Source organism: Streptomyces sp. NPDC048331 (genome assembly GCF_043201215.1).
In the GTDB taxonomy this organism is placed as follows: domain Bacteria; phylum Actinomycetota; class Actinomycetes; order Streptomycetales; family Streptomycetaceae; genus Streptomyces.
In genome coordinates, this window is record NZ_JBICYT010000015.1 from 62671 (window position 1) to 83461 (window position 20791).

19 protein-coding genes are annotated in these 20791 nt (G+C 71.1%); 10 read left to right on the forward strand and 9 right to left on the reverse strand.

The window, feature by feature from the left end:
* Positions 1-139 precede the first annotated feature (139 nt).
* Both ACGFYY_RS22240 and ACGFYY_RS22245 read left to right on the forward strand, forming a co-directional pair.
* Positions 140-1192 carry an ATP-binding cassette domain-containing protein gene (locus tag ACGFYY_RS22240; RefSeq protein WP_393711654.1) on the forward strand — a complete coding sequence of 351 codons (1053 nt, stop codon included), beginning with the start codon at positions 140-142 and terminating at the stop codon, positions 1190-1192.
* The gene (locus ACGFYY_RS22245; RefSeq protein WP_393711656.1) at positions 1189-2001 is read left to right on the forward strand and encodes an ABC transporter permease; all 813 of its coding nucleotides are present in this window, start codon (positions 1189-1191) and stop codon (positions 1999-2001) included. The genes ACGFYY_RS22240 and ACGFYY_RS22245 overlap by 4 nt, the downstream gene beginning before the upstream one ends.
* 7 nt (positions 2002-2008) lie before the next feature.
* On the opposite strand, the gene ACGFYY_RS22250 is transcribed toward ACGFYY_RS22245, so the two are convergent.
* Complete coding sequence (locus tag ACGFYY_RS22250) at positions 2009-3052, reverse strand: S66 peptidase family protein (protein ID WP_393711658.1); 1044 nt, start codon at positions 3050-3052, stop codon at positions 2009-2011.
* Between the two features lie 286 nt (positions 3053-3338).
* Here ACGFYY_RS22250 and ACGFYY_RS22255 point away from each other — a divergent pair, with 286 nt between their 5' ends.
* Positions 3339-3836, forward strand: a complete 498-nt coding sequence (locus tag ACGFYY_RS22255) for a C40 family peptidase (protein ID WP_365268073.1) — start codon at positions 3339-3341, stop codon at positions 3834-3836.
* Here ACGFYY_RS22255 and ACGFYY_RS22260 read toward each other — a convergent pair.
* The 5 genes from ACGFYY_RS22260 to ACGFYY_RS22280 all read right to left on the reverse strand — a co-directional run bounded on the left by ACGFYY_RS22260 (position 3818) and on the right by ACGFYY_RS22280 (position 8282).
* The gene (locus tag ACGFYY_RS22260; protein WP_393711661.1) at positions 3818-5116 is read right to left on the reverse strand and encodes an MFS transporter; all 1299 of its coding nucleotides are present in this window, start codon (positions 5114-5116) and stop codon (positions 3818-3820) included. The genes ACGFYY_RS22255 and ACGFYY_RS22260 overlap by 19 nt on opposite strands.
* A 57-nt stretch (positions 5117-5173) precedes the next feature.
* Positions 5174-5770 carry an MBL fold metallo-hydrolase gene (locus tag ACGFYY_RS22265; RefSeq protein WP_393711663.1) on the reverse strand — a complete coding sequence of 199 codons (597 nt, stop codon included), beginning with the start codon at positions 5768-5770 and terminating at the stop codon, positions 5174-5176.
* Positions 5771-5832: 62 nt separating this feature from the next.
* On the reverse strand, positions 5833-6339 hold the full coding sequence (locus tag ACGFYY_RS22270; RefSeq protein ID WP_393711665.1) for a DinB family protein: 507 nt from the start codon (positions 6337-6339) through the stop codon (positions 5833-5835).
* 10 nt (positions 6340-6349) lie between these two features.
* Positions 6350-7567 carry an epoxide hydrolase family protein gene (locus ACGFYY_RS22275; protein ID WP_393711667.1) on the reverse strand — a complete coding sequence of 406 codons (1218 nt, stop codon included), beginning with the start codon at positions 7565-7567 and terminating at the stop codon, positions 6350-6352.
* Positions 7568-7622: 55 nt separating this feature from the next.
* On the reverse strand, positions 7623-8282 hold the full coding sequence (locus ACGFYY_RS22280) for a TetR/AcrR family transcriptional regulator (protein ID WP_393711791.1): 660 nt from the start codon (positions 8280-8282) through the stop codon (positions 7623-7625).
* Positions 8283-8711: 429 nt separating this feature from the next.
* Between ACGFYY_RS22280 and ACGFYY_RS22285 the strand changes: the two genes are divergently transcribed.
* Positions 8712-9356 (forward strand): ScbR family autoregulator-binding transcription factor, encoded by a 645-nt coding sequence (locus ACGFYY_RS22285; RefSeq protein ID WP_365268064.1) that lies wholly within the window; start codon positions 8712-8714, stop codon positions 9354-9356.
* Between the two features lie 153 nt (positions 9357-9509).
* Here the strand turns inward: ACGFYY_RS22285 and ACGFYY_RS22290 are convergent, their stop codons facing one another.
* Entirely contained in the window at positions 9510-10442 is a 933-nt protein-coding gene (locus ACGFYY_RS22290; protein ID WP_393711669.1) for an alpha/beta fold hydrolase, read from the reverse strand.
* Between the two features lie 141 nt (positions 10443-10583).
* On the opposite strand from ACGFYY_RS22290, the gene ACGFYY_RS22295 reads away from it, so the two are divergent.
* From ACGFYY_RS22295 to ACGFYY_RS22310, 4 genes are all read left to right on the forward strand, one after another.
* On the forward strand, positions 10584-11189 hold the full coding sequence (locus ACGFYY_RS22295) for a TetR/AcrR family transcriptional regulator (protein ID WP_393711671.1): 606 nt from the start codon (positions 10584-10586) through the stop codon (positions 11187-11189).
* 128 nt (positions 11190-11317) lie between these two features.
* Positions 11318-11956, forward strand: coding sequence for a PASTA domain-containing protein (locus ACGFYY_RS22300; RefSeq protein ID WP_393711673.1), 639 nt, complete (start codon positions 11318-11320; stop codon positions 11954-11956).
* 326 nt (positions 11957-12282) lie between these two features.
* Positions 12283-13965 carry a glycosyltransferase family 2 protein gene (locus ACGFYY_RS22305; protein ID WP_393711675.1) on the forward strand — a complete coding sequence of 561 codons (1683 nt, stop codon included), beginning with the start codon at positions 12283-12285 and terminating at the stop codon, positions 13963-13965.
* 14 nt (positions 13966-13979) lie between these two features.
* Positions 13980-17009 carry an acyltransferase family protein gene (locus ACGFYY_RS22310; protein ID WP_393711678.1) on the forward strand — a complete coding sequence of 1010 codons (3030 nt, stop codon included), beginning with the start codon at positions 13980-13982 and terminating at the stop codon, positions 17007-17009.
* 143 nt (positions 17010-17152) lie between these two features.
* Here the strand turns inward: ACGFYY_RS22310 and ACGFYY_RS22315 are convergent, their stop codons facing one another.
* Positions 17153-17578, reverse strand: a complete 426-nt coding sequence (locus ACGFYY_RS22315; RefSeq protein WP_393711680.1) for a subtilase-type protease inhibitor — start codon at positions 17576-17578, stop codon at positions 17153-17155.
* 410 nt (positions 17579-17988) lie between these two features.
* Here ACGFYY_RS22315 and ACGFYY_RS22320 point away from each other — a divergent pair, with 410 nt between their 5' ends.
* Positions 17989-19158, forward strand: coding sequence for an alpha/beta hydrolase family protein (locus ACGFYY_RS22320; protein WP_393711682.1), 1170 nt, complete (start codon positions 17989-17991; stop codon positions 19156-19158).
* Between the two features lie 54 nt (positions 19159-19212).
* Here the strand turns inward: ACGFYY_RS22320 and ACGFYY_RS22325 are convergent, their stop codons facing one another.
* Positions 19213-20184 (reverse strand): helix-turn-helix transcriptional regulator, encoded by a 972-nt coding sequence (locus ACGFYY_RS22325; RefSeq protein WP_393711684.1) that lies wholly within the window; start codon positions 20182-20184, stop codon positions 19213-19215.
* Between the two features lie 135 nt (positions 20185-20319).
* On the opposite strand from ACGFYY_RS22325, the gene ACGFYY_RS22330 reads away from it, so the two are divergent.
* Positions 20320-20715: a RidA family protein gene (locus ACGFYY_RS22330; RefSeq protein ID WP_393711793.1), complete on the forward strand. Its 396-nt coding sequence runs from the start codon at positions 20320-20322 to the stop codon at positions 20713-20715.
* The last annotated feature ends 76 nt before the right edge of the window (positions 20716-20791 follow it).

Below are 20791 nucleotides of genomic sequence, written 5' to 3' on the forward strand. Positions count from 1 at the left end.
TCCGGGCACGGCGGCCGACAGTTGGCGCATGCCGCTGAGGGCCGCGGCGTCCGCCCGTCGGTGCGACTGTCGGGGCGACTGTCGGTGGTGTGCGTCACAGTGGAAGGGATGCCGGTTTCCGCGCGAACGAGGTGATCCCGTGACGTACGCGATCCGGGCCGAGGGCCTGGCCAAGCGGTTCAAGGAGACCCGCGCGCTGAACGGGGTGGATCTGGAGGTTCCGGCCGGCACGGTGCTCGGCCTGCTCGGTCCCAACGGCGCGGGCAAGACCACCGCGGTCCGTATCTTCGCCACGCTGCTGCGGCCGGACGAGGGACGCGCCGAGGTGAGCGGGTACGACGTGGTGCGTCAGTCGGGGCGGGTCCGCTCGCTGATCGGGCTGACCGGTCAGTACGCGGCCGTGGACGAGAACATGACCGGCACGGAGAACCTGCTGATGATCGGGCGGCTGCTCGGCATGTCACGCGGGGCGGCCCGGACCCGTTCCGCCGAGCTGCTCGACCGTTTCCACCTGGGCGAGGCGGCCGGGCGGGCCGTGAAGACGTACTCGGGCGGTATGAGGCGGCGTCTGGACCTCGCGGCCAGCCTGGTCGGGCGGCCGCGGATCCTCTTCCTCGACGAGCCGACCACCGGGCTCGATCCACACAGCCGCGGCGAGGTGTGGGACATGCTGCGCGGGCTGGTGGCGGAGGGCATGACCACCCTGCTGACCACGCAGTACCTGGACGAGGCGGACCGGCTCGCCGACAGCATCGTGGTCATCGACAACGGGCGGGTGATCGCCGGCGGTACACCCGACGAGCTGAAGGCCCAGGTCGGCGGTCAGGTGCTGCACCTGCGACCCGTCCGGCCGGCCGATCTCGACGCGGCGCACGCCTTGGTCGCCGAGGAGGCCGGGCCGCACACCGCGATCGAGGGCGACGGGATCGTCGTGCCGGTCAACGACCCGGCGCTCATGCCGCGTGTCGTACGTCGGCTCGACGGGGCGGGTATCGCCGTCGGGGAACTCACGCTCCGTCGCTCGTCCCTCGACGAGGTGTTCATCGCTCTGACCGGCCACCGTGCCGAGCCCGGCGCCGCCCCGCGGGGCGAGTCCGACACCGACGCCGACACCGCCGCCGGAACCGGCACCGGCAACGACCCCGGATCCGATGACGATGGCCGGTACGCACAGGCGGGGAGTCCGTCATGACCGGCACGGCCCTTGCGGAGCACCTGGGCCGCGGTGGCTGGGTGCGGCTGCCGGCGGCCCTGCGGCAGACCGCCACCATGGCGTGGCGCAGCCTGGTCTCGGTGAAGCACAACCCGCTGGAGCTCGTCGACTACAGCATCACGCCGATCATGTTCGTGTTCCTGTTCACCTATGTCTTCGGCGGGCAGATGGCGGGCTCCCCTCAGGAGTACCTCCAGTACGCGCTCGCCGGGATCATCGTCCAGAACACGCTGTTCATGAGCATGTATACCGCCATGTCGCTGAACACCGACCTGACCAAGGGCGTGTTCGACCGGCTGCGTAGCCTGCCGATCGCCCGTTCGGCTCCGTTGTTCGGGCGGATCGTGGCCGATCTGGCCAAGCAGTTGTGGGCCATGCTCCTGATGATCGCGCTCGGCATGGTGCTGGGCTTCGACATCACCGGCGGTCCGGCGGGGTTCATCGGCGCGACCCTGCTGCTGCTGACGTTCGCCGCGGCCGTCTCGTGGACCGCGGTGCTGATCGGGATGATGGCCGCGGACGTGGAGAAGGTGCAGGTCTTCGCCTTCACCTTCATCTTCCCGCTCACCTTCACGAGCAGCGCGTTCGCGGAGGTCGACACCATGCCCGGGTGGCTCCAGGCATGGGTCGAGGTCAATCCCGTGACCCAGCTGTCGGACGCGTTCCGCGGGTTGCTGCTCGGTACGCCGGCGGGCGCGCCCATCGTCTGGTCGCTGGTGTGGGCGGCGGGCATCACCGCACTCTTCATGCCGCTGGCGATGCGCGCCTACCGTTCCGACCACCGGTGAGCCGGGCTCAGTAGGTGACGAGGATCCGGCGCGCCGGACCGTCCACCCGGATGTGGCCGCCGACGGGGATGACGACCTGCGGGTCGGTGTGGCCGAGGTCGACGTCGAACACCACCATGGTGTCGGGGGCGTACGCGCGAAGGGCCCTCAGGACGGCCTCGCGCTGTTGCCGGCGGAAGTCCGCCTTGGCCCGGGCGTCGAGCCGGTTCTCGAACGACCAGCTCTTGGCCCGGCCCATGAGCAGGGCGGGGAACTGGCGCAGCAGCCCCCGTTCGCCCATGCCGCGCAGGATCCGGTAGACCTCTTCGGCCGGCGGCATTTCCTCGGAGGTCTCCAGGAACAGCACGTTGCCGGCGTAGGAGTCGACCGGTCGGGCCACGCGGTCGGCCATCAGCAGCCAGGAGATGATCTCCAGGTTGCCACCCCAGCTGATGCCTTCGACCACTCGGTCGGCGTTGTGCCAGGACCAGCCGTCGGAGGGTTCCATCGGGGGCTCGGACTCGAAGGTGCGCGGGTCCTCCCAGGGGCTGTCGACGTCACGGTAGGTGCTCGTCGAGGTGAGTTCGTACTCGCCCGAGGTGAACAGCGCGGCCCGCAGGGAGGCGGCGGTCGTCGGGTGCATCGCGCCGGGCCGTCCGAAACCGACCATGACCGATCCGCCGTGGTAGCCGACGATGCCCAAGTCCCTCAGGAACAGGAGCAGGTTGGTGTTGTCGCTGAAGCCGAGGAACGGCTTGGGGTTGGCGCGCAGGAGGTCGCGGTCGAGGTGGGGAAGGACGGTGATCTGGTCGTCGCCGCCGATGCTGGCGATCACCGCCTTGATGTCGGGGTCCGCGAACGCCGCGTGGATGTCCGCCGCGCGCGCCTCGGGGGTCGCACCCATCGTCCGGGTCGTCGGGTATTCCACCGCCTTCAGTCCGAAGTCCTCCTGGAGTCGGTTCAGTCCCAACTCGTAGGGCAGCGGGAACAGGCCGGGAAGACCTGACGAGGGCGAGAGTACGGCGACCAGGTCTCCGGGGCGGGGCTTGGCGGGATAGCGGGGATTCTCCATCCGATGATCATAGAAGTCGGCGGTTCCGACCTCGCGCCGATTATCCGGGGCGACCTCGCGCCGGCACTACGAACCGGCGTGTCGGGCGCGCCGATACGGCAATCATTCAGGCTTATCATCTCGAATCGAAAGCAAAATCGAGACAAATCAGACTGTGTCCCGCGCCACCCGGGGGATCCCGTCGGAGAAAACTGGTCCGCCGTCAGAGCCATGACGCATGCGACCGAGAACAGGACCCCGACCACTGATCTGACTGTTACCGCCAACCGATTGCGGAGGTGTCACGATGTCCTGCTTCAGGACCGACTTCCGAAAGGCCCCCAAGGGCCTTCTCCCCACGTGTTGTTGCCCCAGAGCCCGCGCCGCCCTCTCCCTGCTGCTCCTGACGGCCGCCGCGCTGACGGGCCCCGCGGCCCCGACGTACGCCGCCGCCCCCTATGGCGCCAGAGCCGTCGCGGTGGCCGCTTCCAAACAGGGCTCGCCGTATGCCTACGGCGCCACGGGTCCCAAACGCTTCGACTGCTCGGGCCTCACCCTCTACGCCTTCAAGAAGGCGGGCAAACGGCTTCCACGCACCGCCGATCAGCAGTACGAGCACACCCGCCACATCCCCGAGGCCGATCGCGCGGCCGGGGACCTGGTCTTCTTCCCCAGCGGCGCGACCATGACCCACGTCGGGATCTACGCCGGCGACGACCGGATCTGGCATGCCCCGCGCCCCGGCACCCGGGTGCGACTGGAACGGATCTGGAGCAGCGCGGTCCGCTACGGGCGGGCCACCTGATCAGGCGTCCGGCCGGTCCGGCTCCGGCGATCCTGGTCTCCCGCCGCCTCGACGGCCGGACCCGGGTCCGTGGGCAGCCTGCGTACCGCGCGCACGCTCGGGGCGAGCAGCAGCACCAGGCTCGCCGCGGTCATCAGTACGGCACTCCAGAACAGGACGGACTCCGTACCGAGAGACGTCGCCGCCGCGCCCACCACGAGGTAGCCCAGGGGCACGGACATGAGTTCACCGGCCGAGCTGAAGGAGTTGACCCGCCCGAGCACCTCGGACGGGAGCTGTTCCTGCATGGCGGTGTTCCAACAGACGATCGCGATGTCCAGGCCGACGCCCGCCATGACGGCCGCCCCGGCGAGCACGGCCAGGGGCGCGCCCCAGGCGAGCGCGAGGAAGGGCAGCGCGAGCGGCAGGTTGGCGCACACGCACACGACCATGATCCTGGACGGCTTCCATCTGAGGGAAACGATCCCGCCCAGGAGCAGGCCGGCGGCGAAGGCCCCCTGGACGATTCCCCATGAAGGAGCACCCAGACCACTGCTCCCGGCCAGCACGGGACCGAGCAGCTGATATCCGCCGAGCCAGAGGGCGACCACCACGGTGCCGGACAGCGTGTAGGTCCATACCCAGGAGAGACGGGAGAACTCTTTCCAGCCATCTTTGAAGTCGCGGAAGACCGATGCCGTGGTCTTGGCGGGTCCGGACACGTCGAGACGACTGCAGAGGATCGCCGCGACCGCGAAACTGGCGGCGTCCCAGCCCAGGGTCAACTCCGGCCCGAAGAACGCGACGAGGGCGCCGCCGGCCGCCGGCGCGAGGACGCGGATCACATTGACGGGCAACCGCATCAGCGCGTTCGCCTGCTGCAGTTCGCCGGGACCGACGAGCTGCGGCAGCAGGCTGTTCATGGCGGGTTGGGTCAGCGCCGACGCACAGCCCGCCAGCGCCGCGAACAGGGCGATGCGCCCTGTGGTGGCCGTTCCCGTCGCCACGAGAAGGGCGACGCAGCCTTGGGTGACGGCCGGCACCACATTGCCGAGGACGACGACCCGTCGGCGGGAGAACCGGTCCGCGATCACTCCTCCGACGAGCAGGAGGACGAACTGCGGGGCGGTGTTGGCGGCCAGGACGATCGCCAGGGACGCCGGGCTGCTGTCGAATCCGAACACGGCGAAGGCCAAGGCCACGGGGGCCATCGCCGTGCCGCTCATCGAGACGAGACGTGCCAGGAGGAAGAGGGTGAATGGCTTGTGCCGCAGCGCGGAGAAGGATCCCTGTCGAACCATTCGAGGGAGAGTAGCGTGCTCCGTCGCAGGTGGCGGGGCCCGGGAGGGGTCGGCGCCTCAGAGGGACTCGCCGGGCCGGAGATATCGGTAGCCGTGCGAACTCTCCTGTTCCAGCCAGCCGTTGACGCTGCCGAGACCGCGGTCGTTGATCTGCGCGTCATGGATGCCGAACGCCCGCCGCGGCCCTACGGCCTTGACGAAGTCGATGGCTTCCACCATTTTCAGCCAGGACCCCTGCACCGGCACCAGCAGCGTCTCGATCTCCTGCTCGGGCACGTGCAGCGCGTCGCCCGGGTGGTAGACCGCGTCGTCGACGACATAGCCGAGGTTCGCGCAGTCGGGGAGGCCACCGTAGATGAAGGCGTGCCGGCCGCCGACCGCCCGTACGCGGAAGCCGGCGGCGCTGAACTCCGTCCCGGCGGACACCCCGATGACGTCCAGCCGCGGAATGTCCGCGTCGGCGGGGGCGTAGACGGGAACGCCGAGCCCGGCCAGGCGCAGCGCGTCGACATGGTCGGTGTGCTCGTGGGTCACCAGCACGGCGTGCGCGCCGGCCAGGGCGGCGGGTTCGCTCCACGTACCGGGGTCGATGACGAGGACCCGACCGTCCTGCTCGATCCGGACACACGCGTGGGTGTACTTCGTGATGCGCATGACCTCGGACCGTACAGGGACGGGACCCGGCGCGCCCCGGCCATGTCCGGACCGGTCCGGGGTCATTCCCCCGTCGCCCCGTCGATCACCTCGCGCAGCAGGTCCGCGTGCCCGTTGTGGCGGGCGTACTCCTCGATCATGTGGGTCAGGATGTAGTGCAGCGAGTACGGCTGGTCGCCGAAGTTCCCCGTCACGTCGAGGGATTCGGCGGCGTCCACGATCGCGCGGGACCGCTCGCAGGTCTCCTCCCAGATCGTGAACGACGCGGCGACGTCCGCGTCCTCCACATGGAACTCCGTCCACTCCCCCGCCGCGTTCTTCGGGAAGTAGCCCCGTACGTCCTCGCCGGCCAGGACGTTGCGGAACCATCCGCGCTCGACCTCCGCGAGGTGACGCACCAGCCCGAGCAGGGACAGTCCCGACGGGGCGACCGCCCTCATCCGTAGCTGCCGCTCGCTCAGTCCGGCGCACTTCATCATCAGGGTGTCCCGCTGCCACTGCAGGACGCTGGTCAGGGTGGCACGCTCGTCGCCCGTCAGGACGGGTCGGGTCCGCTGTTCATCGATCACCGGGCGATCATCACATCCGGTGCGGTCCCGGGCCCACCGCGTTATCACCTGCCGGTCGGCGCAGTTGCCGGAAGAAGGCGCGGACGTCCCCCACCAGCAGCTCGGGCACCTCCATGGCGGGGAAGTGGCCGCCCCGGTCGTACGAGGTCCAGCGCACGATGGTGTCGGTGCGCGCGGCGACGTGGCGCAGCGGGATGAAGTTGTCCCGGGGGAAATCGGCCAGTGCGGTCGGGGTCCGCGACACCTCGGGGGGCCGACCGGAATACGCCGCGTGCGCCCGCTCGTAGTAGATGCGGGCCGCGCTGCCGGCCGTTCCCGTGAGCCAGTACAGCATCACGTTGGTCAGCATCTGGTCCCGGTCGACCGGGCACGCGGGGTCGCTCCACTCGGTGAACTTCTCCGCGATCCACGCGAGCAGGCCGACGGGCGAGTCGTTGAGCCCGTACGCGAGGGTCTGTGGCCTGGTGGCCTGAATGTCGGCGTACCCTTGCCGTTCGCGCGACCAGGTCCGGTACCGCTCCCAGGAGGCCAGCGTCCGCTTCTGTTCGGCGGGGGACAGCGCCGCCAGCTCCTCCGGCCGGGGTTCGACCGTGGCACCGCCCCCGGGCAGCAGGTTCAGGTGCACTCCGATCACATGGTCCGGTCGGATCAGCCCGAGTTCCCGAGAGATCGCGGCCCCCCAGTCGCCGCCCTGCACCCCGTACGCGCGGTGGTCGAGACGTTCCATCAGCACGCCGAAGGCTCGGGCCACCCGCTTGAATTCCCAGCCCGTCTCGGTCGTGGGCCCCGAGAGTCCGAAGCCGGGGATGCTCGGCAGCACCAGGTGGAAGGCGTCCGCCGGGTCGCCGCCGTGGGCGCGGGGATCCGTGAGCGGACCGGCGACGCGCTGGAACTCCACGAGTGAGCCCGGCCAGCCATGGGTCATCAGCAGCGGGGTCGCGTCCGGCTCGGGCGAGCGGAGGTGTGCGAAGTGCACCCGCGCGCCGTCGATGACCGTGGTGAACTGCGGCCACTCGTTGAGCCGTGCCTCGGCCGCTCGCCAGTCGTACTCCTCGCGCCAGTAGCCCACGAGCTCCCGCATCCGGTCGAGCGGCATCCCGTACGCCCAGCCGACCCCGGGCAGTTGGTCGGGCCAACGCACCCGGCCCAACCGCTCCCGCAGGTCGTCCAGCTCGTCCTGGCCCACGTCGAGCCGGAACTCGCACAACCGCTCGTCAAGATCGCTCATGGCCGCATGCTAGGCCGTCTGCTCCGGATCTTGCCGGGATCGGCCGTGCGTGACGTCACTCGCCGGCCGCGCGGCGGGTCATCAGCAGTTCGAGCCCGTCCAGGATGCGGCCCAGCCCGAACTCCAGGGCCTGGTCCTGCCCGCCGTGTTCCGCCGCCGAGGCGAGCGCCGCCCCGAGAGTGGGGAACCGTTCCCCGTGCGTGCGCATCACCTCGCCCAGCATCGCGACGAGTTGGGCGTCCGGCCCCTCCCCCGCCGACCCCGGGCCGGACCCGGTGACCGCGCCGGCGGCCCGTTCCTGCTCCGCGATGCTGCGCACATGCCCGGTGAGCAGCACCACCGCGTCCATGGCCTCGGCCCCGGAGAGCCCGCAGCCGTCCAGCGCCGCGAGTGCCCGCTCCATCCGCTCCAACTCCCGCGGGCCCATGACCCGTACGCCGACGGTCGCCTCCAGCAGCCACGGGTGGAGCCGAAGGCCGGCCAGCAGCCCCCGCGCCCACGCCTCCAGTCGCTCCCGCCACGGTCCGCCCGGTGACTGCGCCGGGGCGGGCATCGCACCCTCCACCATCAGCGCGACCAGTTCGGCCTTGCCCGGCACGTACCGGTACAGGGCCATCTTGGTGACGGCCGGCTCGGCGGCCACTCGCTGCATCGAGGCGCCGGCCAGGCCTTCCGCGTCGGCGATCTCGATACCCGCCCGGGCGATTCCGTCCAGGGTGAGTCCCCGCTTCGGTCCGCGCGCGGGCTCCTCGCCGCGCCCCCTCGTCGAGGCTCGGCCTACGCCTGCGCAACACCGTGCTCAGCAGGCGTCGCGTCCTCGACCGGATGCTCAGGTCGGCCAAGGACGCCACCGCACTGTCGCTCCCCGACCACCTGGACCAGGCGGAGAGGCCGGCCAACTCCGCGCAAGGACAACCGCACCACGTGATCGCTTCCGTCAACTCACCTTCGACTCTGCTTCCTTGCGGTTCCAGCATCCGCACCGCCGAAAAATAATCACGCAAAGAAGCACACAACTCCCCGAACTGCACCCCACTTCCGAAAAAAGTACCTGCCGACTGGTATTTTTTCGGATTGCCCGACTAGATTGACGGCAGACCGCGGCGATCACCGCTCGGGCAGTGACCAAGGGGAAGACCGGAACGTGGCGAGGGTCAGACAGGAGCGGGCCGAGATCACCCGCCAAGCCATACTCGACGGCGCGGCGATCGCTTTCGACCTCAGCGGGTTCGAGGGCACCAGCCTCAGCGACGTGGTCAAGAACGCCGGAGTCACCAAGGGCGCCCTCTACTTCCACTTCCCGTCCAAGGAAGCCCTCGCCCGCACCCTGATGGACGAGCAGATCCAGGTCCGCGAACACGTGCCCAGCATCGAGGACCCGGGCCTGCAGACGGTCATCGACCTGACCCACCAGATGGCCCACGGGCTGCGCACCAACATCCGGATCCGCGCCGGCATCCGTCTGGTCATCGAGTTCGGCTCGTTCACCCACCCCGACCCGACCCCCTACGACGCCTGGATCGACACCTGCCGCAGTTGTCTGATCCCCGCTCAGCAACGCGGCGACATACACCCGTCGCTGGACGTCCAGGACCTGTCGACGCTGCTCGTCGGAGCCTTCACCGGCATCCAGGTGACCTCGTACGTCCGCACCCGCCGCGAAGACCTCCACACGCGGGTCACCGACCTGTGGAACTTCCTCCTGCCCTCGATCGTCCCCGCACAGCGCATCGACCGCTTCCATCCCACGGGCACGCCGGAGGCGACCCCACCCACCTCCGCCCACTGACGCAGGGCGGTCTCACACACGCCGTGGCGAACCACGGGGGTGCTCGCCACGGCGTGTGCGAGACCGCCCTGACCCGACCCGACCCGACCCGACCTGACCCGATCCGACCTGACCTGACCGACGCCGACCGCACCCGACCCGAACCGGCCGACCTCAGGCGCCCCAGGGGGCCAGGAGGTCGACGTCCTCCATGAAGCTCAGCATCCGCTCGTTGACCAGGTCGGGGTGGTCGATCTGCGGGCCGTGGCCGGTGGCCGCGACGATCTCGGCGCGCGCGCCGGCTATCAGGCGCGGTACGCGTTCCAGCTGGCGCTTCGGGTGGACGAGCAGGCTGCGCTTCCCCATGACCAGGTAGAACGGCGTCCGGATCGAGCCCAGCTCCTCGTCCGAGAGCGGCAGCGGGGCGGGGCGGCGGATCCGGAAGGCGCGGACGCTCGCCTGGATCATGGCGCGCAGTTCGGGTACCACCAGCACCGGCTGTTCCAGCCAGGAGGCCAGCCGTGGGCGGAGCGCCTTGGGGGCGAAGGTGGCGAAGAGGCTGGCGAAGATCCATACGAAGAAGCGCAGGCCGACCTTCTCCAGGCCGCCCGGATCGAGGGCGGTGACGGAGGCGAGCCGACCAGGCCGCAGGTGGGCCTGGTTGATGACCAGCCAGCCGCCGTAGGAGGAGCCGACGAGGTGGACCCGGTCGAGGCCGAGCGCGTCGAGGGCCTCGTCCATCCACTGCGCGGCACGCTCGGGCTGCCACATCTCCTCGCGCTGGACGCTGCGGCCGGGGTCGCCGGGGGTGTCGAGCGCGTAGACGGGGCGATCCGCGCCGAGCGCGCGGGTGTTGGGGTACCACTGCGCGGAACAGCCGCCGGAGCCGTGGATCAGGACGACCGGGGTGCGCGACTCCGCGGCGGGGTCCGTGGGGCCGTACCGGTAGACATGCGTGGTGCCGAAGCTGGTCTCCACGTCGGCCTCGTAGCGGGCGGGCGCGCCCATCGCGTAGACGGCGTCGCAGGCGGCGAAGTACCGGTCGCGCAGTTCGTCGTTCACGTAGCGGCCGATGTCGCGGCGCGGACGGGTGGTGTTCTCGGGCACGGGGCACCTCCGGCCTGCGAAGATCCATTCTTCGTAATACGAACGTACCATAAAAGTGGTACGGCGGTACCATGAAAAGGTCCGGGCGGTCCGGACCGCGAACGCGAACGCGAGCACCCACCGACGGGCGGAGACACGACCATGCCGAAGCGTGTGGACCACGAGGAGCGGCGAGCCCAGATCGCCGAGGCCCTCATCCAGGTGGCCGGACGGCGCGGGCTGCACGCCGTCGGCATGCGCGACGTCGCGGCGGAAGCAGGGGTGTCACTGCGACTCGTGCAGTACTACTTCGAGACCAAGGAGAAACTGCTCTTCTACGGACTCCAGCACCTGACCGACCGTTTCACCGCACGCGTGGGTGAGCGCCTGCGCGCCGTCGGCCCGAACCCGGGCCCGCGCGCGACCGTCGAGGCGCTGCTGCTGGCCTCCCTCCCCACCGACGAGGAGGGCCGCACCTTCCACCTCCTCTACAGCTCCTACTCGATCCTGTCCGTGACCGACGAGGCCTTGGCCGCCCAGCCGTTCATCGACAATCCCGACGCCGCCGAGAACGCCGTCACCGGCCTGCTCCGGCAGGCACAGGAAAACGGCCTGGCCGACCCGGACGTCGACGCGCGCACGGAGGCGATCAGCCTGCTCGCCATGACGGCGACCATGGGCACCAGCATCCTCGTCGGCCAGCGGGAGCCCGAATCCGCCGTCGCGGTACTCCACCACCACCTCGACCGGATCTTCACCACCACCTGACCCCCGACCCGACCCCCCGCCCTCGGCCGGCGCCGCCTCACGACAGCAGCCGGCACGTGACGTCGGACCCACGTCACAGACCGGCCACAACCACCGCACGCAGCCCCGGACTCCGACAACATTGCGTGATGCCCACACACCACAGCGTCGTCACCCTCACCGCGGTCGTCGCCGCCATCACCCTCACCGCCTGCAACCCGCCGACCACCGACGCCGGCAAGCCCACCGCGCCCGGCACACCGGCCGCGAGCGCCCCGGCGACGGACGCCCCCTCCCCTTCGGCCAAGAAGACCGCGACCCTCCCCAACTTCGTCGGAAAGGGCCTCCAGACGGCGCAGGACGAGGCGCAGGCCGCCGGGTTCCACGCCCTCACGTCGCACGACGCGCTCGGCCGCGAGCGGCTCCAGGCCCTCGACCGGAACTGGAAGGTCTGCTCCCAGTCCCCCGCCGCCGGCGCGAGCATCGACACCGGCACCACCGTCGACTTCGGTTCGGTCAAGCTCGAAGAGTCCTGCCCGGCGACCGACGCTCCCGCCCCCAAGCCCGCGGGCGACACGATGCCCGACTTCGTGGGCCAGGGCATGAAGGCCACCCGTGGTGCGCTGCCCTCCAACGCGAGCATCACCGTGAAGGATGCGCTGCAGGATCGAATGGTCCTGCAGGAGTCGAACTGGAAGGTCTGCACCCAGGACCCGAAGGCCGGCACGGCGCTTTCCGGGCAGCCCGTCTCCTTCACCGTCGCCAAGACCGAGGAATCCTGCCCCTGACGTTCGCACCGCGCCCCCGCCGACGCGGGGGCGCTCCGGTCGACCCCTCATCGGGCTGCCGCCGGAACCCGCTCCCGAACGCGGAACCGGCTCCACCGCCGCCCCCCACCCGGCGTTCCAGGACTGTTCACCCCCACGTGACCCGCACCTTCCCGGAGCTGCCGGGCGCGGCCGGTCGAATGGACATCGAGAGGTCTGGACCACTGAAGTCACGCCATTCCATGGCGCATTGACTCCGGTGCCACGTTCTCGCAACAACTGGTCTATACCTTTGACGCTAGGATGGGCCACCTGAAACGGGTACATGCACCGCTGTGGGGGGCTTTATGACCTTTTTTCATCTTCCGCAACCGCCATCCGACGAAGAGCTCTACTGGTACTTCGGACCGCAGCGACGTTGGGTCCTCGTCAGCACCTCGCTCGCCTTCGTGTTCACGGCGGCGACCATGTTCACCTTCGCCCTGCGGACACCGGCCCTGTGGGCGTTCCTGGCCGTCCTCGGGCTCAACCTCGTCGCCCTCGCCCTCTCCTCCGTCAACAGCCTGCGGCTGCGCCGGCTCACCCGGCAGTCGCACGAGGTGCTCGTCCACGCCTGGCGGCCGGTCGCGCTGCCCGGCGTCGACCTGTACCTTCCGACCTGCGGCGAGCCGCTCGACGTGCTCGGCAACGCCTATCGCGCGGTCTCGGCCGTCGACTGGCCCGGCGCGCTGACCGTCTGGGTCCTGGACGACGCCGACCGGCCGGAGGTCGCCGCGCTGGCCGCCTCGTACGGCTACGCGTACGTCGTACGACCCGACCGGGGCCACCTGAAGAAGGCGGGCAATCTCAATCACGCGCTCACCCTGAGCAGCGCCGAGTTCGTCGCGATCCTGGACGCGGACTTCGCCCCGCGGCCGGACTTCCTGCGCCACCTCGTGCCGTACCTGGCCGACCCGGCCGTCGGCATCGTGCAGAGCCCGCAGTGCTTCGACACCGACGAGACCATGGGGTGGGTCCAGCGGGCCGCCGGCTCGGCGCAGGAGTGGTTCTTCCGCTGGATCCAGCCGTCCCGGGACGCGAGCGACGCCGCCATCTGCTGCGGCAGCAACGCCGTGTACCGGCGCAGCGCCATCGACCTGGCCGGCGGCTTCGCCCGGCTCGACCACAGCGAGGACCTCTACACCGGGCTCGCCCTCCACGAGCAGGGCTTCCGCACCCTGTACGTGCCGGTGCTGGTCGCCAAGGGCACCTCGCCCGACCGGGTCACCTCCTTCGTCAACCAGCAGTACCGGTGGGCGATGGGCAACCTCCACCTGCTCGGCAATCCCGTGCTGCGGCGGATGCGGGCGCCCTGGCGGATGCGGCTGTGCTTCTACGAGGGCATCGTCGGCTATCTGACCACCGCGGTGAACACGTTCGTGGCGCCGCTGCCGCCGCTGGTGATGATGTTCTGGTTCCGGGACCACATCCGGCCCTGGCACGTTCTTCCCCTGCTCGCCCCGCTCTGGCTGTGGCACGTGCTGCTGCCGCGGATCAGCCGCACCCGCTGGCGGGTCGAGGTCATCCGGGCCAACGTCCTGACCAGCGTGGCCGCGGCGACCGCGTTCGTCCACACGCTCCGGGGACGCGGCGCGGCCTGGGTGCCCACCGGCGCGGGGAGTGCGGGGGCTCCCGGCGGGATGGCCCGCCAGGTGGTCGCCGTCTCGCTGGTCTGGCTCGTCCTCTCCAACGGCGCCGCGGTCATCGGGCTCGCGTGGGCCGTGGCCCAGCGGGGCTGGGAACCCAACTGGGGCCTGCTGCTCCATCTGTTGGTGCAGTGTCAGATCAACGTCCCGCTGATCCGGGCTCTGTTGGCCGAACGGCACCCGACCGCGGGGCCCGTGCGCTCCCGCGTACGTGCGGCGCTCCGCTCGCGCGGTGGTGTGCTGCCGCGCCGCTGGCCCGAGACCGTCGCCGCTTCCGCGGTCCTCCTGCTGACCGGCCTGCTCGCATCGGGGTGGGTCGATCCGATGCTTCCCTGGTCGAGTTGAAAGGCACCCTCCGCATGTCCTTCCTCGTCACACCCGGCCGCCGGCGGCTGCGCCGGGGCGCCGCCCCGGGGGCCGTGGAGCCGCCGTCCGGTTTCCGCTCCGGCAACGAGTCCGGGCCGAGCCCGCACCGGTCCGCCTTCCGTCCTGACATCGAGGGGCTGCGCGCGGTCGCGGTCCTCGCGGTACTCGCCTTCCACGCCGGTGTTCCGTGGACGACCGGCGGTTTTGTCGGCGTGGACGTCTTCTTCGTCATCTCCGGCTACCTCATCACCGGCCTGCTGGTCCGCGAGGCGATCACCACCGGACGGATCCGGCTCGGTGACTTCTTCTCCCGGCGGGCTCGGCGACTGCTGCCTCCCGCCGCCGTGGTGCTCGCCGCGGTGGCCCTGGCCGGGGCCTGGCTGACCGTACCGCTGCGCCGTACCGACCTGGAGTACGACGTCGTCGCGGCGGCCCTGTCCTTCGCCAACTGGCGGTTCGTGTCTCAGCGGACCGACTATCTCGCCGCCGGGCACGACCAGAGTCCGCTGCTGCACTTCTGGTCCCTCGCCGTCGAGGAGCAGTTCTACCTGGGCTGGGCCCCGCTGCTGGCGGTGCTGGTGCTGTGCGCGGCCCGGGCGGTCCGCCGGGGCCGCGCCGTACGCCTCGTCGTGGTGTCGGCCGCCGCACCGCTCACCTTGGGCTCGTTCGCCCTGGCGCTGTACTGGACCGAGCACTCCGTCTCGCTCGCGTATCTCGGAACTCCCTCACGTGTCTGGCAGTTCGGTGTCGGGGCACTGCTCGCCCTGCTGCCCTGGCATCTGATGCGCGGTCCGCGACCGTTGCGGCTGCTGTGCGGCTGGGCCGGGGCCGCGGCGATCGGCTGGTGCGTCGTGTCGTACGACGGCGGGACCCCGTACCCCGGTGTCGCGGCGCTCGTACCGACCCTGGCCACCGCCGCCGTGATCCTCGCCGGGACACCCGGCCGGGGCGAGCGGCACACCCAGGGCACGTGGGACGTGGGACGGCCGCTGTCGGGGCGGACACCCCGTGCCGTGGGACGACTCTCCTACACCCTGTACCTGTGGCACTGGCCGGTGCTCGTCCTCGCCGAGTCCCGCCTCGGCGCCCTGGGCTGGCCGGCGAAGACCGCACTGACGTTGGCGGCCGTACTGCCCGCCCTCGCCACCATGCACTGGGTCGAGCGGCCGCTGCGCCGCAGCCGCACGGTCTCCGAACTCCCGCGGCGTGGACTGTCGGTGGGCGTCTCGGCGATCGTGCTGCCGGTGGCCCTCGCGCTGGTGGTGGGTACGACCACGCTACGGATGCTGGGCCCGGCGGGCCCGGTCGACACGCGGGGGCTGCCCCCGGGTGCCGTCTCGGGCCCCACCCTGCTCGCCCGCACGGCCGTGACGCCGCTCGTCGACGGCCCGGTGGTGCCGAGTCCCGCGCAGGCGCGGGGGGACTTCCCGCCGGACGGGGCGTGTGAGGTCGCCCCGTCCGGGACGCGCAGCCCGGAGTGCCTGTTCGGCGCGGTGGACAGCCCGGACCGGATCGTGCTGCTCGGTGACTCGCACGCCGGGCAGTGGTTCTCGCCGATGCTGGCGCTGGCCTCGCAGCGGGGCTGGGCGTTGCAGGAGTTGGTGAAGCAGGGCTGCCCGCTGCCGGAGCTGGCGGTGGACAGTCCGCAGCTCGGGCGTGCCTACCGGGAGTGCGACGCCTGGCGGGCGGACTCCCTGGAGCGGCTGCGGCAGCAGCCGAAGCCGCGGCTCATCGTGATCGCCTCCCTCAACCGGTACACCGACGACGCCGAGCTGCTGGCCGAGGCGTGGGAGCGGACGCTGACGCCGCTGCGGGCCCTGGGCGCGCCGATCGTGTACGTCGAGGACACGCCGGTTCCGGGCCGGGACATCCCCGCGTGCGTCTCCGGCGGTCCGGAGTCCCCCGCCGACTGCGCGTTCGGCCGGGCGCAGGCGTTGTGGCCGGATCCGCCGGCGCGGCGGATCGCGTCCGGCGCCCTGCCCGGCGTACGGAGCATCGGCGTGAACGAGGTGCTCTGCCCGGGCGACGGGCCGACCTGCCCGGCGGTGCTCGACCGGATCCTGCTCTACCGGGACGACGCGCACCTGACCAATGCCGCGGCCGTGGTCCTGACCGGCCGGCTGGAGCGGCTGCTCACGGAGGCCGGGCTGCTGCCCGCCGTGGATGGATCGGCGGGCTCCGGAGCCGGCACACCGGGGGCGGACGGGTGGACGCGGCTGCTGCGCGACGACTTCGACGGCCCGGCGGGGGCTCCTCCGTCCGCCGCCACCTGGATCCACGACATGGGCACCTGCTACCCGGGCTGCCCCGCGCCGCAGTGGGGCACCGGCGAGATCGAGACCATGACCGACTCGACCGACAACGTCCGCCTCGACGGGCGGGGCGTGTTGGAGATCGTGCCCACCCGCGAGGAAGGGCGGTGGAGTTCGGGGCGGATCGAGACGCGACGCTCCGACTTCGCGCCGCCACCGGGTGGGATCCTACGGATCGAGGCCTCGATCGCCCTGCCCGATGTGACCGGGGAGAAGGCGGCGGGCTACTGGCCGGCCTTCTGGACCCTGGGAGCACCCCTGCGGGACGGGTACACGGGGTGGCCTGAGGTCGGGGAGCTGGACGTCATGGAGTCCGTGAACGGTCGGGACAGCGTCTTCGGCACGATGCACTGCGGGGTCCTGAAGGGCGGTCCGTGCCGGGAGCCCGCCGGCCTGAGCTCCGGTCCGCAGCCGTGCGCCGGCTGCCGAACGGCGTTCCACTCGTACGCCGTCGAGGTCGATCTCACGCCCGGCGCGCAGGAGGTGCGCTGGCATCTGGACGGGCGCGTGTACCACCGGGTGACCGCGGACGGGATGGACCCGGGGACCTGGAAGGCCGCCGTGGACCACGGGCTGTTCCTGATCCTGAACGTGGCGGTCGGGGGCGATCTGCCGCTCGCCGACGGCGCGAACGCCGGTCCGGCCACCGAGCCCGGCCATGCGATGCGGGTGGATCACGTCAGCGTCTCGGTGCGGGAGCGGACGTCGTAGCGGAACGGGAGGACTGGAGACGGACCTGTGGAGGGGGGAGCGCCTCGCTCCGGGCCGGCGAGCGGTCCGTGAGCGGGGCGCGCTCCACGGGATGGGTTCCCGGAGCACGCCCGGCGTCCGCACGGCACAGGTCCGACGCGGGATCAGAAGGAGAAGACGGCGTTCCCGTTGAGGGTCGCGGCCATCACGCACGCGTTGGAGAAGGTGTGCTTCCAGGCGACGCGACTGCCCTTCCACACGCCGTCGGCGGTCACGGTGACCGGGGCGTAGTGCATCGGGCAGGCGCGGTCCGGGTTCGGCGAGGCCAGCAGGCGGTCCAGCGTGCCGTCCGTGGAGTTGAGGGCGGCGCAGGCGGCCTGCGGGTTCGGGTGGGTACCCAGCGCGGTCGGGGCGCAGCTGAGGGTGGAGGCCCGCAGGACGGTGGAGTGGGTGGCGTCGTCGCCCTGCGCGACGGTGAACACCAGGGCGGACGGGGCGTACAGGCTCGAGGGTTGGGCGGCTGCCACGCCGGTGGCGCCGGCCAGACAGAGGAGCGTGGCGGCGGAGGCAGCTGCGATGCGGTGACGCACGACGAAACTCTCTTTCGATTCAAAGGTTGAACGCGATATTTGGTTTCGATATCGCGCCGTTGCGGGATCAGACTGTCTGACGTGAAGGCAAGTTGCATGTCGATGACCGATTTACGGACAGCGCGTTCACATATCGGTGACCGAATGGTCGTTCGGGCAGCTCACAGAGGGCATGCCCGCTCCGTCGCCTCGCCCCGACGTCAGCCGCACCGCCGACCACGCCGCCGCCGACCTGCACCTTCACCCCCGCGTGGCCCGCCGCGAGCCGCGCCCGGTTCACCCGATGGCCACCCAGCTTGACCGAATACACACGTTCGATCACCGAGAGCAACACGACGCGGACCGACCGGCCTCTCGCCCGCGCAAGAAACTTAGGTAAGCCTCACCTAAAAATGCCTTACGATGCCGTCATGCAGAAGATCATCCGCGTACTGACGGCGCTGGCCACCGGTCTGGTCCTCGCCTCGCCCGGCGCGCTCGCCACGCCCGCAGCGGCCACGTCCGCCCCGACGCCCGCCTCCGGACTCGAACTCCCCAGGCCCACCGGCGGCTTCGCCGTGGGCCGCGACAGCCTCCACCTGGTGGACCGGGAGCGCAAGGACCCCTGGGTGCCCACGGCCGACCGGGAATTACTCCTGTCGCTGTACTACCCGGCGTTCGCGCGCACCGGAACTCCCGCTCCCTACATGAGCACCGACGAGGCCAAGGCCCTCCTGACCGACCGGGGGCAGCTCGGCGAGCACGTCACCCCCGAACGCGTCGCGGCCACCCGCACCCACGCACGGACGGATGCGCTGCCCCGGCCCACCACGCACCGCTACCCACTGGTCGTGCTCTCCCCCGGCTTCACGATGCCCCGCGCCTCGCTCACCACTCTGGCGGAGGACCTCGCCTCCCGCGGGTACGTGGTGGCGGCGGTGGACCACGCGTACGAGTCCGACGGCACCGTCTTCCCCGGCGGGCGGTTGCTCCCGTGCAAGGCCTGCGAGCAGGTGTTCCCCGACGGATCGCTGCACCGGGTCTCCGACGGAAGGGCCCGCGACATCCCGTTCGTCCTGGTCCGGTTGACCGGCCCGCGCGCGGCATGGCGGTACTCCTGGCTGATCGACCCGCGGCACATCGGCATGGCCGGGCATTCCATCGGCGGTGCGGCCGCGTCGGCCACCATGGCCGTGGACCCGCGGGTGGACGCCGGGGTCAACATGGACGGCACCTTCTTCACGCCCGTACCCCAGGCCGGCCTCGGCGGGCGGCCCTTCCTGATGCTCGCCGGTGACCCCGCCCTGCTGCCGCCCGACTTCCCCGACACCTCCTGGGAGGACACCTGGCCCCGGCTGGACGGCTGGAAGCGCTGGCTCACCGTCACGGGCGCGGGTCATCCCGGCTTCACCGACTGGCCCGTACTGGGCGACCAGGTCGGGTACCCGCACCCGGAGACACCGCTGTCGGGTACCCGCTCGCAGCAGATCACACGGGCGTACGTCGGTGACTTCTTCGACCTGCACCTTCGCGGAAAGCCGGCGCCGCGCCTGGACGGCCCGACAGCGGCCGACCCGGAGGTCGTGTTCCACCGCAGCTGAGCGTCGGCCCCTCGGCCTCCGCGGCCGCCACGGCCGCGCGCCACCGGGTAGCGCTCACGACGGGTCCGCGTAGCGGGCCGCGAGCGCGGCGGCGCGGTCGCGCAGGGAGGTACGCAGCGACCGCGGGGCCAGGGCTTCCGCGTCCGTGCCGAGCTGCCACAGTGCCCATTCGGCGTGCCGTGAGTCCTGGAAGGTCAGCTCCAGTCGCAGTCGACCGTCCGGGGCGGGCTCCTCGGCGCGGACGGCCAGCGCGGTGTCCAACAGCTCCTCCCGCCGCGCCGGTTCCACCCGTACCAGCACGGTGATGTGGTCGCCGCCGAGGAACCGCGCGGAACGTTCCCGCCAGATCCGGTCCAGGTCGACGCGGCTCGGCCGCTCGGCCGCTTCGGGGAGTTCCTCGGCGGCCAGCACCCGTGACAGCCGGTAGGTACGGTCCGCGCCGGATCTCGTGGCCAGTAGGTACACCCGGTCCCGTACGGTGACCAGCCCGATCGGGTCCACCGTGCGCCACCCCGGCGGGTGACCCGTGGCCGCGTAGTGGATGCGCAGCTTGTGTCCGGCGAGCACCGCACGTCGGACCTCGATCATCGTGGGGCCGGGTATGTCGTCGGTGACCGCTCGGCGGGAGAGCAGATCGGTCTCGGGCTCGACGAGGAAGCGCCGGGCGGCGTCGCTCGCGGTGTTCCGGTGGCCCTCGGGCAGGGCGTCGACGACCTTGCGCATGGCCGAGGCGAGCGCCGGGCCCAGGCCGAACGCCTGCTCGCCGCGCCCCGATCCGGCGGCCAGCAGGGCCAGGGCCTCGTCGTGGTTCAGTCCGGTCAGCTCGGTCCGGAAGCCGGGCAGCAACGAGAATCCGCCGTGCCGGCCGCGCTCGGCGTAGACCGGGACGCCGGCCGCCGACAGCGCCTCGATGTCGCGCAACACGGTGCGGGTGGACACCCGCAGCTCCCGGGCCAGCGTGTCCGCGGTCAGGCGATCGTGCCGGCGTAGCAGCAGCACCAGCGAGACCAGCCGATCAGCGCGCATGCGGGAACGGTAACGGAATACATGACCAAGGGTGTCGTGATTTGTTGGGAGGCTCGTCAGCACGACGTCGAGGCCGGCGGTGCCGAGCCGAGGGACGTACGTACTCCCGATGAATCGAATGGAGCTGATGTGGCAGTGCAGCGAACGGCGGTCAACCCGGTGACGTGGTCGGTGGAGATGGGGTTCAACCAGGGTGAGGTGGTCTCCGGTCACACACGGACCCTGTACGTCTCGGGGCAGACCGCGATGAGCGCGGACGGCACGCCCCAGCACGAGGGCGACATGGCGGGGCAGTTGGCGCTGAGCGTCGCCAACCTGGAGGCCGTCCTCGGCGAGGCCGGCATGTCCCTCGCGAACCTCGTACGGCTCAACGTGTACACGACCGACGTCGACCTGCTCTTCCAGCACTACGGCGGGCTGGCGGCACGGTTGGGCGCCGCCGGGGTGGCGCCGACCACCACGATGCTCGGGGTGGCACGACTGGCGGTCCCCGGCCAGATGGTCGAGTTGGAGGGGACGGCGGTCGCCTGACGGGCCTGGGCGGCGGAACTCCCCGAGGGAGGAGGGCCGTTCTACGGGACACGTGCGGGGCGCCCCTGGTGCGGGG

What these genes read in the sequence shown, in the direction of transcription:
- ACGFYY_RS22245 (WP_393711656.1), top strand. Translation starts at nt 1,189, where the DNA reads ATGACCGGCACGGCCCTTGCGGAGCACCTGGGCCGCGGTGGCTGGGTG.
- ACGFYY_RS22250 (WP_393711658.1), bottom strand. Translation starts at nt 3,052, where the DNA reads ATGGAGAATCCCCGCTATCCCGCCAAGCCCCGCCCCGGAGACCTGGTC.
- ACGFYY_RS22255 (WP_365268073.1), top strand. Translation starts at nt 3,339, where the DNA reads ATGTCCTGCTTCAGGACCGACTTCCGAAAGGCCCCCAAGGGCCTTCTC.
- ACGFYY_RS22260 (WP_393711661.1), bottom strand. Translation starts at nt 5,116, where the DNA reads ATGGTTCGACAGGGATCCTTCTCCGCGCTGCGGCACAAGCCATTCACC.
- ACGFYY_RS22265 (WP_393711663.1), bottom strand. Translation starts at nt 5,770, where the DNA reads ATGCGCATCACGAAGTACACCCACGCGTGTGTCCGGATCGAGCAGGAC.
- ACGFYY_RS22275 (WP_393711667.1), bottom strand. Translation starts at nt 7,567, where the DNA reads ATGAGCGATCTTGACGAGCGGTTGTGCGAGTTCCGGCTCGACGTGGGC.
- ACGFYY_RS22295 (WP_393711671.1), top strand. Translation starts at nt 10,584, where the DNA reads ATGCCGAAGCGTGTGGACCACGAGGAGCGGCGAGCCCAGATCGCCGAG.
- ACGFYY_RS22300 (WP_393711673.1), top strand. Translation starts at nt 11,318, where the DNA reads ATGCCCACACACCACAGCGTCGTCACCCTCACCGCGGTCGTCGCCGCC.
- ACGFYY_RS22305 (WP_393711675.1), top strand. Translation starts at nt 12,283, where the DNA reads ATGACCTTTTTTCATCTTCCGCAACCGCCATCCGACGAAGAGCTCTAC.
- ACGFYY_RS22310 (WP_393711678.1), top strand. Translation starts at nt 13,980, where the DNA reads ATGTCCTTCCTCGTCACACCCGGCCGCCGGCGGCTGCGCCGGGGCGCC.
- ACGFYY_RS22320 (WP_393711682.1), top strand. Translation starts at nt 17,989, where the DNA reads ATGCAGAAGATCATCCGCGTACTGACGGCGCTGGCCACCGGTCTGGTC.
- ACGFYY_RS22325 (WP_393711684.1), bottom strand. Translation starts at nt 20,184, where the DNA reads ATGCGCGCTGATCGGCTGGTCTCGCTGGTGCTGCTGCTACGCCGGCAC.